Source organism: Flavonifractor sp. HCP28S3_F3 (genome assembly GCF_052065355.1).
GTDB lineage: Bacteria > Bacillota > Clostridia > Oscillospirales > Oscillospiraceae > Flavonifractor.
The window spans coordinates 1-13,603 of record NZ_JBQHUF010000007.1 but is presented as its reverse complement, the minus strand read 5'-3'; the positions used below and the strand labels follow the sequence as shown (position 1 = coordinate 13,603).

Annotated in this window: 10 protein-coding genes and 1 rRNA gene; 8 read left to right on the top strand and 3 right to left on the bottom strand. The window is 62.0% G+C overall.

Annotated elements, in window-relative coordinates; all coding sequences use genetic code 11:
- The first annotated feature begins 60 nt into the window (after nucleotides 1–60).
- The 4 genes from ACTNB1_RS07990 (at nucleotide 61) to ACTNB1_RS07975 (ending at nucleotide 5,252) form a co-directional block, all read left to right on the top strand.
- On the top strand, nucleotides 61–1,317 hold the full coding sequence (locus ACTNB1_RS07990) for a peptidylprolyl isomerase (RefSeq protein WP_441168725.1): 1,257 nt from the start codon (nucleotides 61–63) through the stop codon (nucleotides 1,315–1,317).
- A 170-nt stretch (nucleotides 1,318–1,487) separates the two neighbouring features.
- Nucleotides 1,488–1,844: a helix-turn-helix domain-containing protein gene (locus ACTNB1_RS07985; protein WP_441168724.1), complete on the top strand. Its 357-nt coding sequence runs from the start codon at nucleotides 1,488–1,490 to the stop codon at nucleotides 1,842–1,844.
- Between the two features lie 2 nt (nucleotides 1,845–1,846).
- Entirely contained in the window at nucleotides 1,847–2,530 is a 684-nt protein-coding gene (locus ACTNB1_RS07980) for a response regulator (protein WP_441168723.1), read from the top strand.
- Between the two features lie 100 nt (nucleotides 2,531–2,630).
- Nucleotides 2,631–5,252 carry a cation-translocating P-type ATPase gene (locus ACTNB1_RS07975; RefSeq protein WP_441168722.1) on the top strand — a complete coding sequence of 874 codons (2,622 nt, stop codon included), beginning with the start codon at nucleotides 2,631–2,633 and terminating at the stop codon, nucleotides 5,250–5,252.
- A 46-nt stretch (nucleotides 5,253–5,298) separates the two neighbouring features.
- Here the strand turns inward: ACTNB1_RS07975 and ACTNB1_RS07970 are convergent, their stop codons facing one another.
- The 3 genes from ACTNB1_RS07970 to ACTNB1_RS07960 all read right to left on the bottom strand — a co-directional run bounded on the left by ACTNB1_RS07970 (nucleotide 5,299) and on the right by ACTNB1_RS07960 (nucleotide 8,540).
- Complete coding sequence (locus ACTNB1_RS07970; protein WP_441168721.1) at nucleotides 5,299–6,231, bottom strand: phosphate acyltransferase; 933 nt, start codon at nucleotides 6,229–6,231, stop codon at nucleotides 5,299–5,301.
- 144 nt (nucleotides 6,232–6,375) lie between these two features.
- Entirely contained in the window at nucleotides 6,376–7,074 is a 699-nt protein-coding gene (locus ACTNB1_RS07965) for a F420-0--gamma-glutamyl ligase (RefSeq protein WP_441168720.1), read from the bottom strand.
- 80 nt (nucleotides 7,075–7,154) lie between these two features.
- A complete protein-coding gene (locus ACTNB1_RS07960) occupies nucleotides 7,155–8,540 on the bottom strand; it encodes a TrpB-like pyridoxal phosphate-dependent enzyme (RefSeq protein ID WP_441168719.1) in 1,386 nt (461 codons plus the stop codon).
- A 437-nt stretch (nucleotides 8,541–8,977) separates the two neighbouring features.
- Here ACTNB1_RS07960 and ACTNB1_RS07955 point away from each other — a divergent pair, with 437 nt between their 5' ends.
- The 4 genes from ACTNB1_RS07955 to ACTNB1_RS07940 all read left to right on the top strand — a co-directional run.
- Complete coding sequence (locus tag ACTNB1_RS07955; RefSeq protein WP_441168718.1) at nucleotides 8,978–10,489, top strand: spore germination protein; 1,512 nt, start codon at nucleotides 8,978–8,980, stop codon at nucleotides 10,487–10,489.
- Nucleotides 10,486–11,574: a Ger(x)C family spore germination protein gene (locus ACTNB1_RS07950; protein ID WP_441168717.1), complete on the top strand. Its 1,089-nt coding sequence runs from the start codon at nucleotides 10,486–10,488 to the stop codon at nucleotides 11,572–11,574. The genes ACTNB1_RS07955 and ACTNB1_RS07950 overlap by 4 nt, the downstream gene beginning before the upstream one ends.
- A 40-nt stretch (nucleotides 11,575–11,614) precedes the next feature.
- Entirely contained in the window at nucleotides 11,615–12,694 is a 1,080-nt protein-coding gene (locus ACTNB1_RS07945; RefSeq protein WP_441168716.1) for a GerAB/ArcD/ProY family transporter, read from the top strand.
- 580 nt (nucleotides 12,695–13,274) lie between these two features.
- A 16S ribosomal RNA gene (locus ACTNB1_RS07940) occupies nucleotides 13,275–13,603 on the top strand; the annotation flags it as partial.

Here is a 13,603-nt window from a genome sequence, read left to right as displayed (position 1 = left end):
GATCCCGCGAAATGGTGTACACTGTATCCTGCTTGATGCAAATAAGGAGGATTTGGAACGATGAATTGGAAGAAGCTCCTGTGCGCCGGCCTGTCCGGAGCGCTGCTGTTGGGCGCCCTGACCGGCTGCTCCGATAAGCCTGCCGATCCCACCCCCGCCGGTACTCCCGCCGCTGACGACGTGGCCTATCAGACTGCCGGTATCACCCGGGATACCGTGCTCTTTACCGCTGACGGCGAGGAGGCGGTGGCAGACGAGTATCTGTACTGGCTGCTCAACGCCATCGCCGTGGCCAAGAACAGCGGCTACCTGAGCGATGATACCGCCTGGGAGGAGGAGATCGAGGGCACTCCCACCGCCGACTATCTGAAGGAGATGGCCCTGGAGAACACCAAGCTCTACACCGTAGCCATGGCCAAGATCAACGAGGCCGGCCTTACCCTCAGCGAAGAGGATATGACCAGCATCCAGAGCCAGATGGACTCCATGGCCACCATGCTGGAGATGTACTACGGAGTCACCCTCCAGGAGTACCTGGACCAGCAGTGCATTTCCCAGGCGGCCTATCAGAAGATGGCCTATGAGGTGCCTATGCTGGTTACCAACCTCCAGGAGCAGTATACCGAGGCCGGTGACTTCACTCCCACCGACGAGGACATCCAGAACATGATCGAGAGCGAGGGCATTTACAGCTGCAAGCACATCCTGCTGACCTTCCCGGAGAACGAGGACGGCAGCGAAGTCACTGACGAGCAGAAGGCAGAGGTAAAGGCCCAGGCCGACGCTCTGCTGGCCGAGATCCAGGGGGCGGAGGACCCCATCGCTGCCTTTGACACCGCCATGAATGAAAAGAGCGGAGACGGCCGCGATCCGGAGACCAATGAGCTCTATAAGCCCCAGGGCTACACCTTCCTGTCCGACGGCTCCCTGGTGGACGGCAGCGGCAGCCTGGTGAGCTCCTTCGTCCAGACGGGTATCGCCCTGGCCGAGGGCGAGATCAGCCAGCCGGTGGAGACCGATTACGGCTACCACATCCTGCTGGGCCAGAATCCCGACAATGAGGAGACCCGGGCGGTGTACCCCAACTACGCCATGAACCAGCTGGTGGATCAGTGGATGGCCGACGCCAAGGTGGAGACCACCGCCGCCTATGACGCTCTGGACCCCAAGGCGTTTTATGACAATCTCATTGAGCTGTCCAAGCAGTGGCAGGCGGAGAAGGAGGCCGAGGCGGCCGCCCAGGCCAGCGCCAGCCCCGCAGCCGAGACAGAATCTCCCGCCGCCAGTGAGGCTCCCGTGGAGAGCCCCGCCGCCTGAGCAAGACCAACCCCAACAGACACAGCCCGCCGAAAAAGACCGGACGCTTTTTTGGCGGGCTGCTTTTTATATAAAATTATGGTTTTGAATAAAACAACTATCGTTTCTAGTAAAAATCCAAAGTTGTGTCAATCTATATCTATAGTTTCATCAGCGGGAACGGAGGCACAATGGAGGAGCAGAAGAAAAAAGAATGGCTGCGCCAGGTGGGCCGGCGGGTGTGGAACTGCCGCAACGAGCTGGATCTGAGCAGGGAGAAGCTGGCTGAGCGGCTGGATATTACCCCCCAATATGTCAGCGACATTGAGCAGGGGAAAAAGTGCATGTCCATGGCCATCTTTGTGGAACTGAGCCAGGTGCTGGAGGTCAGCATGGATTACCTGGCCCACGGTACCCAGCCGAAGGATCCGGCGGTGGACCGGCTGGAGCGCCACCTGAGCCAGACTACGCCCCTGGACCGGGAGCTGGCCGCCCGTATGCTGTTGATGGCCCTGAAAGCTGCCGAAGCCCTGGGGCCGGAGGAATAGCAATGGCCGGGCCCATCCGCGTACTGGTTGTGGAGGACGATCCCGCCGCCCGGGCGCTGCTGTGCGCCGTGCTGGAGGATCTGGAGGGTGTGGCGCTGTGCGGTGCGGCTGCTGACGGCCTGGAGGGGCTGGAGCTGGTGGAAAAGCTGCGGCCTGACGCGGTGCTGCTGGACCTTATCATGCCCGGCCTGGATGGCCTGGGCTTTCTCCAGGCGCTGCCCCGGAAGGAACGTCCGGCGGTAGTCGTTACCTCCCAGGCGGCCAGTCCCGGACTGATTCACCATGTCCTGAGCCGGGGAGCCAGCTACTATCTGGTCAAGCCCCTGAATCTCCAGGTCCTGCCCGCCCTATTGGAGGGGCTGTGCCTCCAGCCTCTGGTCCAGCGGGCGGCTGATCTGCTGGAGGAGATGGGAGCTCAGGGCAGGGGCGTGCCCGCCGCCGCCCGGGCAGCTGCCGTGCTGGCACGGGACAGGGATGCCCTGCTCAAGCAGGCCTACGCCCCTACCATCGCCGCTGAACAGACCAACTATGCCGGGGTGGAGAAAAACATCCGCTCCATGGTGGACAAGCTCCACCAGGTTGCATCCCCTGGCTACCGGGTCCTGCTGGGAGGCCTGCCGGACACCCGACCCAGTAATCTGGTGTTCCTTCGGGCCCTGGCCCGGGCTTTGCTGGAGCCCAACTGAACATTCTTTTTGCCCCCTGCCGGATTTCCCCTGTATCCGGCAGGGGGTTTTGCTATACTTGTCCACAGGAAAAAACTGGATGGACAAGGAGGGAGGACCCATGGCCAACTGGCATGGGCAGAGCGCCGCACAGGTGCTGACGGAGCTGGAGAGCAGCCGGGAGCGGGGACTGAGCCGGGGGGAGGCAGAGGCCCGTCTGACCCGGTATGGACCCAACCGGCTGGAGCAGACCCGGAAAAAGAGCCTGCCCCTGCGGCTGCTGGGGCAGCTGAAGGACCCCATGATCCTGGTGCTGTTGGCGGCGGCGGGGCTGTCATTGTGGGCCGGCGGCGGGGAGGACTGGCTGGATGCGGCCATTATTCTGGGCATCGTGGCGGTAAACGCCTGTATCTCTCTGTCCCAGGAGGACAGCGCCCAGCGGGCCCTGGAGGCCCTGCGGCAGATGTCCGCTCCCCAGGCACGGGCGATCCGGGACGGCAGGGAGGTGCGGCTGGACGCCCAGGCGCTGGTGCCTGGAGACATTATCCGCCTGGAGGCGGGAGACCTGGTGCCCGCTGACGGCCGCATCCTGGAGGCCGCGGGGCTGGAGACCGACGAGAGCGCCCTCACCGGCGAATCCGCCCCGGTAAGCAAGGAGGCCGCCGGGCCTCTGCCTCAGGACACCCCCCTGGCCGAGCGGGTCAATATGGTGGCTGCCTCCACCGTAGTTACCCGTGGCCGCTGTCTGTGCGTGGTCACCGCCACCGGCATGGACACCGAAGTGGGCCGGATCGCCGGTCTCCTGCTGGAAAAAGGGGAAAGCAAGACGCCTTTACAGAAAAAGATGGGGGAAATTTCTGCCACCCTGTCCTTTGTCTGCCTGTGCGTGTGCGCGGTTATGTTCGGAGTGGGAGCTCTCCAGGGCCGGGACCTGCTGGGCATGTTTCTGACGGCGGTGAGCCTGGCGGTGGCCGCCATCCCCGAGGGCCTGCCCGCCATCGTCACCATCGTGCTGGCCATGGGAGTGGGCCGGATGGCCAAGCGCCGGGCAATTGTAAAAAAGCTTCCGGCGGTGGAGACCTTGGGGTGTGCGGGGGTGGTGTGCTCTGACAAGACAGGCACCCTGACCCAGAACAAGATGACGGTCACCGAGGTGTGGACCCCCCAGGGAAAGGGACGGCAGGAGGCCCTGACCATCGCCGCCCTGTGCTCCGACGCCGTGCTCACCTGGCGGGGCAAGACCCCGGTGTGTACCGGCGACCCCACCGAGGCGGCTCTGGTGGAGGCGGCTGCCCGGGACGGGCTGGACAAGGCCCAGCTGGAGGCCCAATATCCCCGAAAAGGGGAGCTGCCCTTTGACTCCCAGCGCAAGCTGATGACCACCATCCACGCCCGGCCCGGCGGCGGCTTTCGGGTGCTGGTAAAGGGTGCACCCGACGTGCTGGCCGCCCGGTGCAGGCTCTCTCCCGAGCTGTTCCGTTGGGTGAATGCCCGGAATGAGGCCATGGCCGACCGGGCTCTGCGGGTGCTGGGGGTGGCCTGCCGGGAGTTGGAGTTCCTGCCTCGGGAGCTGAACAGCCGCACTTTGGAGCAGGAGCTCACCTTCGTGGGGCTCATCGGTATGATGGACCCGCCCCGGCCCGAGGCCAAACGGGCGGTGGAGCAGTGTTTTGCTGCCGGCATCCGACCGGTCATGATCACCGGCGACCATAAGCTCACCGCTGTGGCGGTAGCCAGGGAGCTGGGCATTTACCGGCCGGGGGACCTGGCCGTCACCGGAGAGGACCTGGACTTCCTGCCCCAGAGCGCCCTGGAGGAGGAAGTGGAGCGCTTCTCGGTCTACGCCCGGGTGTCGCCGGAGCACAAGATGCGCATCGTCAAGGCCTGGCAGGCCAACGAAAAGGTGGTGGCCATGACGGGTGACGGGGTGAATGACGCCCCTGCCCTGAAAACCGCCGACATCGGCTGCGCCATGGGCCGCAGCGGTACTGACGTGGCCAAGGGAGCGGCGGACATGATCCTCACCGACGACAACTTTGCCACCATCGTAGCCGCCGTGGAGGAGGGGCGGAGCATCTACGCCAACATCAAGAAGGCCATCCACTACTTACTCTCCTGCAACATCGGGGAGATTTTGACCATTTTCTGCGCCACCGCCCTCCGGTTCCCCCAGATGCCCCTGACCCCGGTACAGCTGCTGTGGCTTAACCTGGTCACCGATTCCCTTCCCGCTCTGGCTCTGGGGGTGGAGAACGCCGAGGAGGGGATTATGGAGCAGCCGCCCCGGGACGCCTCCGCCTCCCTCTTTGCCGGGGGCTTTGCCTTCCGGCTGGCCTGGCAGGGGGTGATGGTAGGAGCCCTCACCCTGGCAGCCTGGTTCCTGGGCTGGGCGGTGCTGCCCCAGGGCGGACCGGGGGCGGCCAATACCATGGCCTTTGCCACCCTTACCCTGTCCCAGCTGTTCCACGCCTTTGACGTGCGCAGCGAAAAGGCGTCCCTCTTCCACATCGGCCTGTGGTCCAACCCCTCCATGAACAAGGCCTTCCTCATCGGTCTTGCCATGCAGCTGGCGGTGCTCTGCCTGCCGCCCCTCCAGCTGGTATTCGGCACCGTGGTCCTCACCCTGCCTCAGTGGGGGATGGTGCTGGGCCTGGCCCTGACGCCGGTAGCAGTGTGTGAGATCGTCAAAGCGGTGGGCCGGAGCAAAAAGAGAATTGGGAGCAAAGAGCCTGCCCGGGTATAAGAAAAACCGGCGGACGCCTTTGGGCGTCCGCCGGTTTGAATTTTGTTTACTTCTGCTGCTGGGTCTTGCGCCACTCGTTGAGCACCGCGCAGAACACCAGGGACAGGAAGCTCTCCTCCGCCTTAGCGGAGCGGGAGGTGAGGGCGATAGGCACCTTGGCGCCTACCACCGCGCCGCAGGTGACGGCGTGGGCGTGGATCAGCCAGCTCTTGACCAGGGTGTTGCCGGCGATCAGGTCCTGGGCAATGATGCCGTCGAAGCCGCCGCCGGACCAGGGGCACTCGTAGTGCTTCAGCCGGCAGGCCTCCTTGGAGATGATCAGGTCGTAAGCGATGGGGCCCCACAGCTCGCAGTCGGCGAAGGGGTGCTGCTTCTGCTCGGTCACCAGGCGCTGGGCCTCGATGGTGTCGGGCATATGGAAGTTGACGTTCTCCACCAGAGCCATCAGAGCCAGCTTGGGATTCTCATAGCCGAAAGCCTTCAGAGCGTCGGCGGTGTTCTTGATGATGGCCTTCTTCTGGGTGGGGTTGGGATTGACAATGATGGTCATGTCAGACAGGGCCAGCAGCTTGGGATACTCGGGGATGGAGACCAGAGACACATGGCTCATCAGCCGCTCGGTACGCAGGCCGTTCTTCTTGTCCAGCACAGGCATCAGGAAGTCCCGGGTAGGAAGGTTGCCGCGCATCAGGATGTCGCCGTCGCCGCAGTGGATGATGTCGATGGCGGCCTGGGTCACGTTATGTCCCGGAGGGGTGTCCACCATGGTGTAAGGCTCCTTGTCCAGCCCCAGCTTCTCCAGCTGGACCATGGTGCGGGCACGGTCGCCCACCAGTACGGGCTGCACAAAGCCCTCCTTCTGAGCCTGGAACAGGCCCTGGAGCATGTTCTCACCGTCGGAGCCCGCCAGTACAACCCGCAGGGGGGAATCAAGCTTGGGGACCCGGCTGATAATATTGTCGAAATTTTTCAGTTCCATGGGAAACACCCCTTCATCTTTCATTCGGCCCCCGGCATACCGGGGCATCTTCCATTATACTGGAAGGTTCAGCGGAATACAAGGACATTTTGACTGGGAAAACACAAAACGCCCGCTTTTCAGCGGACGTTTTGTAAAATTCGCTTAATCCACCGGGCGGATCAGGATGAAGGGAGTCAACTCCCGGGACTGACCGGCGGGGTTATCCCGAATCAGACCCTTCAGGGTCTCGTCGTCCAGGGTGATGGAGGAGGCCTTGCCCAGGATCTCCACGTTCAGGTCGTTGGCATCCACGATCATGGCCTGCACGCCAGTGGCGGCCTCGATCTCGTCGCACACCTTACCGGGATTCTCCGGGATGCGGATGCCGAACTCGCCGTACTCCTGGAACTCGTGGTCGTAGAAGCCGTCCAGACCGGACACCTCCTGGCCCACCATCTCGTAGAACACGCCCCGCTTGCCGAACAGCTTGCCGATGCCGGCACAGAAGGCGGCCCAGATCACGAACAGGGCGCCCCGCTCGTTGATGGCGAACTGCATCTTGTAGGGGCTGTCTACACCGATACCGGCGGAGGAGTGGGAGGCGAACCGGGACAGGAACTTGGCCAGACGGCCCACCTTCATGTCCTTCTTGTACACCACCCGCTTCTGGCACAGACCGATGATCTTCTCGCTGGAGCTCAGCAGGTCGCCGGGCTGCCACAGGGGCTTGACGTACTTCTCCACCAGATCCACATAGCTCTCGCCCACCTGGACAAAATGGGTCTGGATGGCGTGGCGGGCGTAGGTCTTGCCGTTTACCTCTATGTTGACGCTTTTTCCCTCGTTGGCGCGGAATTCCATGATAAAAACCTTCTTTATCGTTATAGTCCCCATTATTATAGCCACCAAAGAGAGAATGTGCAACAAAAAGTTTCCTTTTTTCAGATGCCCTTGTTCTGGGGGATGTCGGGCAGGGAATCGAAGCCCTTCTGCAGGTCCTCGTCGGTGGGGATATAGTCGGTCATCTTGCCGCTGAGATAGTTCTCATAGGCCACCATATCAAAGAAGCCGGTGCCGGTCAGGCCGAAGAGGATGGTCTTTTCCTCGCCGGTCTCCTTGCACTTCAGCGCCTCGTCAATGGCGCCCTTGATGGCGTGGGCGGACTCGGGAGCGGGGAGGATGGTCTCATGCTTGGCGAAGAACACCGCCGCCTCAAAGACCTTGGTTTGCTCGTAGGATACCGCCTCCATATATCCGTCGTGGTACAGTTTGGACAGCACAGGGCTCATGCCGTGATACCGCAGGCCGCCGGCATGGTTGGGGGCGGGGATGAAGCCGCTGCCCAGGGTGTACATCCGGGCCAGGGGAGTGACCTTGCCGGTGTCGCAGTAGTCGTAGGCGTACTTGCCCCGGGTGAGGGAGGGGCAGGAGGCGGGTTCCACCGCCACGATGCGGGGATTCTTTACGCCCCGGATCTTGTCGGCCGCGAAGGGGGCGATCAGGCCGCCCAGGTTGGAGCCGCCGCCGGCGCAGCCCACCACGATGTCGGGGTACTCGCCCAGCATCTCCATGGCCAGCTTGCTCTCCAGACCGATGATGGACTGGTGGAGGAGCACCTGGTTGAGTACGCTGCCCAGCACATACCGCTTGCTGCCGCTGCTGCCCACGGCGGCCTCCACCGCCTCGGAGATGGCGCAGCCCAGGCTTCCGGTGGTACCGGGGTTTTCCGTCAAAATCTTCCGGCCCACTTCAGTGAGGGTGGAGGGAGAGGGCACTACAGAGGAGCCGAACACATTCATCATGGCCTTGCGGAAGGGCTTCTGCTCATAGGAGCACTTCACCATATACACGTCGCAGGACAGATCAAAATAGGCGCAGGCCACGCTGAGCGCGGTGCCCCACTGGCCGGCTCCCGTCTCGGTGGTGACGCCGGACAGGCCCTGTGCCTTGGCGTAGTACGCCTGAGGTACGGCGGAGTTGAGCTTGTGGGAGCCGGAGGTGTTGTTGCCCTCGTACTTGAAATAGATCTTGGCCGGGGTGCCCAGGGCCTTTTCCAGGTCGTAGGCACGGATCAGGGAGGAGGGGCGGTACATCTTGTAGATCTCCAGCACCTGCTCTGGAATGTCGATATATTCATGGGTGCAGTCCAGCTCCTGCCGGGCCAGCTCCTCACAAAAGATAGGGGCCAGGTCGGCCTCGGTCACAGGCTGGAGAGTGCCGGGATGGAGCATGGGGTCAGGCTGCTCCTTCATCACCGCCCGGAGGTTGAACCACTTCTGAGGCATCTGGTCTTCGGTCAAAAACAGCTTGTGGGGGATCTTTGTCATGTTCATACACTCCTTTTGATGGGGGAGAAGGGCAGCAAAAAAGCCCCTGTCCCCGAAGATTTCTTCTCTGGGACAAAGGCCAAAACCTCTGCGGTGCCACCCGGATTGACGCGATACGCGCCCGCTCACTTTCGCACGCCGGTCAGCATGCGCTCCCCTGATAACGGGCGGAGTCCCCGTCGCGCTACTCGGTTGCCCTTTCGCTGTGCCCTCCAAAGTCCATTCACCCGGACGCCGCCTGCCGCGCTCCCACCACCCGCAGCTCTCTGTGAGGCCTTGATACCGGACTACTCCTCTTCTTCACTGGTTTAACTATTTAGTTTGGTACAGTATATGCGGAAAGACAGGATTTGTCAATCCCTTTTTTCAAAAGCGCATAAACAGCCGGCAGGCCGCAATACTACAACAACGAGATAAAAACAGGGGAGGGAAGGACTTTGCGCGACCAACAGGAGAAGACGGTGCCCCATCCCAGGAAGGAACCCCGGTACGACGGCCCCCTGACCATAGAGGGGCTGGAGCGGATCTTTTCCGACTGTGTGGACTTTACCCGCCGCCCGGTAGCGTTAGAAGGGGAGAGCGCCTGCACCCTCACCATGTGCTATATCAGCGGCATGGTGCGGATGGAGCGGGTGAGCGACTATGTACTCAAGCCCCTGGCGGAGGACGACGGCCTGCGCCGATGCGCCACAGTGGGGGAGGCCATGAAGCGGATGGAGGCGGGCGCTCTCTATAACCTGAGTGTGGCCCGGCGTTCCACTCTGGATCAGGGGGCCTTCGACCTGGTAGCCGGGTGGTGCCTGCTGTTTTTTCCCGGGGAAAGGGAGGCCCTGTCCTTCTTTGTGGGCACGGAGGAGAAACGTTCGGTGTCCGCCCCCGACAACGAGACAGTGCTCAAGGGCGCCCGGGATGCCTTTGTGGAGAGCCTGCGCACCAACACCAGCATCGTCCGCCGTCACCTAAAGGCCCCGGAGCTGCGGATTAGAGAGCAGATCGTAGGCCGCCAGTCGGCCACCCTGGTGGACATCTTATATATAGATGGCATCACTGACCCGGCCCTGGTGGACGCCCTGGAGGAGCAGCTCCGGGACATCGACATCGACGGGGTGTTTGCCACCGGCAACATTGAGGAGTATATCGTCCCCGCCCAGCGCACCCCTTTCCCCCTGGTGCAGTACACGGAGCGGTCCGACCGCTTCTGCGCCGGACTGTCCGAGGGGCGGGTGGGTATGCTCATTGACGGCATCCCCCTGGGCTACCTCACCCCGGCGGTGCTGGGCAACTTCCTTCAGGCACCCCAGGACAAGTCCTCCAGCTGGCTGCTGGCCACCACCCTCACCCTGCTGCGGTACGCCTGCATGCTCATCACCCTGTTTTTGCCCGCCCTCTATGTGGCCATGGTCACCTTTCATCAGGAGATGATCCCCACAAAACTGGCCCTATCGATTATTGCAGCCAAGCAGGATGTGCCCTTCCGCTCCGGCTTTGAGGTCATCGTCCTGCTGCTGGCTTTTGAGATCCTCCAGGAGGCAGGTCTGCGGCTGCCCCAGTCCATCGGCCAGACTGTGTCCATCATTGGCGGCCTGGTGGTGGGCTCGGCGGCGGTGGAGGCCAAGATTGTCTCGCCCGCCGTGCTTATCGTGGTGGCCATTGCTGGCATTGCCGGGTATGCCATGCCCTCCCAGGAGCTGTCCGGCGCCCTGCGGATCTGGCGGTTCCTGCTGGCCCTGCTGGCCAGCGTGGCGGGGCTGTTCGGGGCCATCATCGCCACGGCGGCGCTGGTAATCCATCTGGCGGGGCTGGAGAGCTTCGGCGTGCCCTATCTCACTCCCTTCGCCGTCAGCGCCGGGAAGGAGGCCAGGGAGCACGTCTTCCTCCGCCGGCCTCTGCCCCAGATCAAGGACAGGCCTCCGGCCCTCCATCCTTTGAACCGGAGGAAACAGCGATGAAGCGGTTGATTGCAGTTCTGCTGGCGGCTGCCATGCTCCTTCTGTCGGGCTGCGCTCCCTTGTCCCTTACCGGTATGCTGCCCTATGCCCGGGAAATCGAGGACATGGAGCTGGTGCGTACCCTGGGGGTGGACGGAGACGGGGAGGGAGTGACCGTCACCGGCTCCGGCGGCACCCAGGAAGGGGAGAAAGCCAATCTGGTGACCGGTCAGGCGTCCACCATCAGTGCCGCCGTCCTTACCATGCAGTCCCAGGGCTCCTCCTATCTCTACTTCGGACATGTGGGCCAGTTGCTGCTGGGGGAGGAGCTGGCCCGCCGGGGGGTAGAGGACTCGCTGGACTATGTGCTCCGGGATGTGGAGATGCGCCTGGAAATGGCCCTCTATCTGGTGCGGGATGGGACGGCGGGGGAGGCCATGGAGGCCGCCGCCCAGGAGGGCTCGGCCACCGACCGGCTGGAGGCGTTGGCGGAGGATGTGGGTCTCACCGCTGACACCATGACCCGCTCCGTCAAGGACGTACTGGCCGACCTGGAGGACCGAAACGCCTCCTTCGCCCCGGCCATTTCCGCGGACGATACCCTCACCGCCGCCGGGTACGGCATTTTGAAGGATGGTGTTTTAGCTGGCTGGGCCGATCGGGATGCCGCCAAGGGGGTCAATCTCATTCTCAGCCGGGTGGATGCCGATGTGGTGGAGGTGGCCCCGGCGGGCCAGGCTTCCGCCGCCCTCCGGGTGGTGGGCGCACGCAGCGTCATCCGCCCGGTATTTGAGGGGGACACCCTTACCGGTCTGCGGGTGGAGTGCCGGGTGGAGGCCAATCTGGCGGAGGGCCCGCCGGCGGAGGACGACCAGCGGCGGCAGACCCTGTGTGATGCGTTGGCGGAGATCGAGCGGGAGCGCATCCAGGCCGCTCTGGACCTGGCCGTAAAATATAATGCCGACTACCTGGGGCTGTGCCGTGCCGCGGCTCTGCTGGCGCCCTGGCACAAGCAAGATCTGCTGGACGGGGTGGAGATGAAGAATCTGACCCTGACTGCTCAGGTGGAGGCGGTGATCCAGCGCAGCTACCACGCCGACGGATAGACTCTGTATTTCTACTATTATAAAAGAGAGGAGGCCCACCATGACCAATGACCGGATCTCTCTGCGTCAATTGCTTACCCTTACCTTTGCCGCCCTGCTGTCTCCTGCCATCCGCATCCTGCCCGGCCGCACCGCCCGCATCGCCGGGGAGGGCGGCTGGCTGGCGGCCCTGGCCGCTCTGCCGGTGCTGTTGGCGCTGTGCTGGGTAGTGTTCGCCCTGCTCCGGAAGAGCAACGGCGGCCTGGGCGAGGCGGCTCTGACGACATTGGGGCCTGTCCTGGGCCGGGTGGTGGTGGGCTTCTATCTGCTCTGGGGCCTGTTCCTGCTGGCTGCCAACGCCCGCCTGGTGGCCCTGCGCTTTCTCACCGTCAGCTACCGCAATGCCCCACTGCCCCTGTTCCTAGCGGCTCTGCTGGCCCTGACCCTCTGGCTGGGGGTCAAGCATGTCCGGGTGCTGGCCAGGGCGGGAGAGGTATTCTATCTTGCCTTAGCCATCGGCCTGGGCCTCTCCCTGGCTATGGGAGCCTTTCAGATGGACCCCGGCCGCATCCTGCCCCTGTGGGGCGAGGATCTGCCCCAGATTGGCGCCGCGGCGCTGCCGGTGCTGGGCCTGTTGGGTTACGGCATCTTTGCCGCCTTCCTGGGGGGCAGTGTGGAGCGGCGACCGGGAGGGCGGCGGAAGACCATGCGATGGGCGGCAGGTTTCTGCCTGACCCTCACCGCCCTCCAGGCGGTGTGCCTGGGCAACTTTGGCCCCGGCCTGTCCGTGCGGATGAATACGCCTTTCTTTATGATGGTCAAGGGAATCGGCATTGAGGGCACGTTCCAGCGGGTGGAGTCGGTGATCCTGGCTCTATGGGTACTATCCGATCTGGCCCTGCTGGGACTGCTCACCCGAGCCTGCACGAAAATGGCGGGACAGATCCTACCGGTTAAACGGGAGAAGTGGGTGGTACTGACCCTTGTTTTGCTGGCTCTTTTGGGGGCGCTGTGTCTTTTCCCTGATTCCTTTTTCCTTGGGCATACTATGGAGCGGCTGGCTCTCTGGGGCAATCTGATCGCCGGGTTCGGCCTGCCTGTGCTGATCCTCCTTGTAAAAAAGATAAGAAGACAGGAATAGGGTGGCTATATCTTGTGCATCCTAAAGGGTGGAAACCAGCCTATTTTGTTGGTTCCAGCCTCCGGCAAAAAAACTGAGAAAAAAGTGAAAAAAGCTGTTGACAAATCGACCTGCCGGTGGTATTCTATCTGAGCGCCTTGCGAGAGGGCACTGAAAACTGAAGAATTTGGAAGAAACCGAGGTAGGACCTGGACGGACTTCTGAAAGAAATCAGAAAAAAGTGCTTGACAAACTCGAGAGTGCGTGGTAAACTAAATGAGTTCGCGTCGGAAGACACGAACGAGCTTGAAAAAGAACCAAATCAAGCGGTTCGGAGCTAAAAAGCTCCGAAAAAACTTGAAAAAAGTTCTTGACAAGCGAAAGCGAAAGTGCTAAAATAAATAGCACGTCAGCCCGAACGGCTGGCAAGAGCGTGTACCTTGTAAATTAAACAACGTGAGAGAAACACGAAGCACCAGAAAGGACGAGAAGTCCTTCTGACAAGCGCAAGCTTGAAGAAGGCTCTTGATTTAATTTCTTTGAAGCTATGAATTAGGCTTCAATAAGATGATTTGAGGAACGAAAGTTCTTTAGATACCATTTTATTGAGAGTTTGATCCTGGCTCAGGATGAACGCTGGCGGCGTGCTTAACACATGCAAGTCGAACGGAGTGCTCATGACGGAGGATTCGTCCAACGGATTGAGTTACTTAGTGGCGGACGGGTGAGTAACGCGTGAGGAACCTGCCTCGGAGTGGGGAATAACAGACCGAAAGGCCTGCTAATACCGCATGATGCAGTTGGGTCGCATGACTCTGACTGCCAAAGATTTATCGCTCTGAGATGGCCTCGCGTCTGATTAGCTAGTTGGCGGGGTAACGGCCCACCAAGGCGACGATCAGTAGCCGGACTGAGAGGTTGACCGGCCAC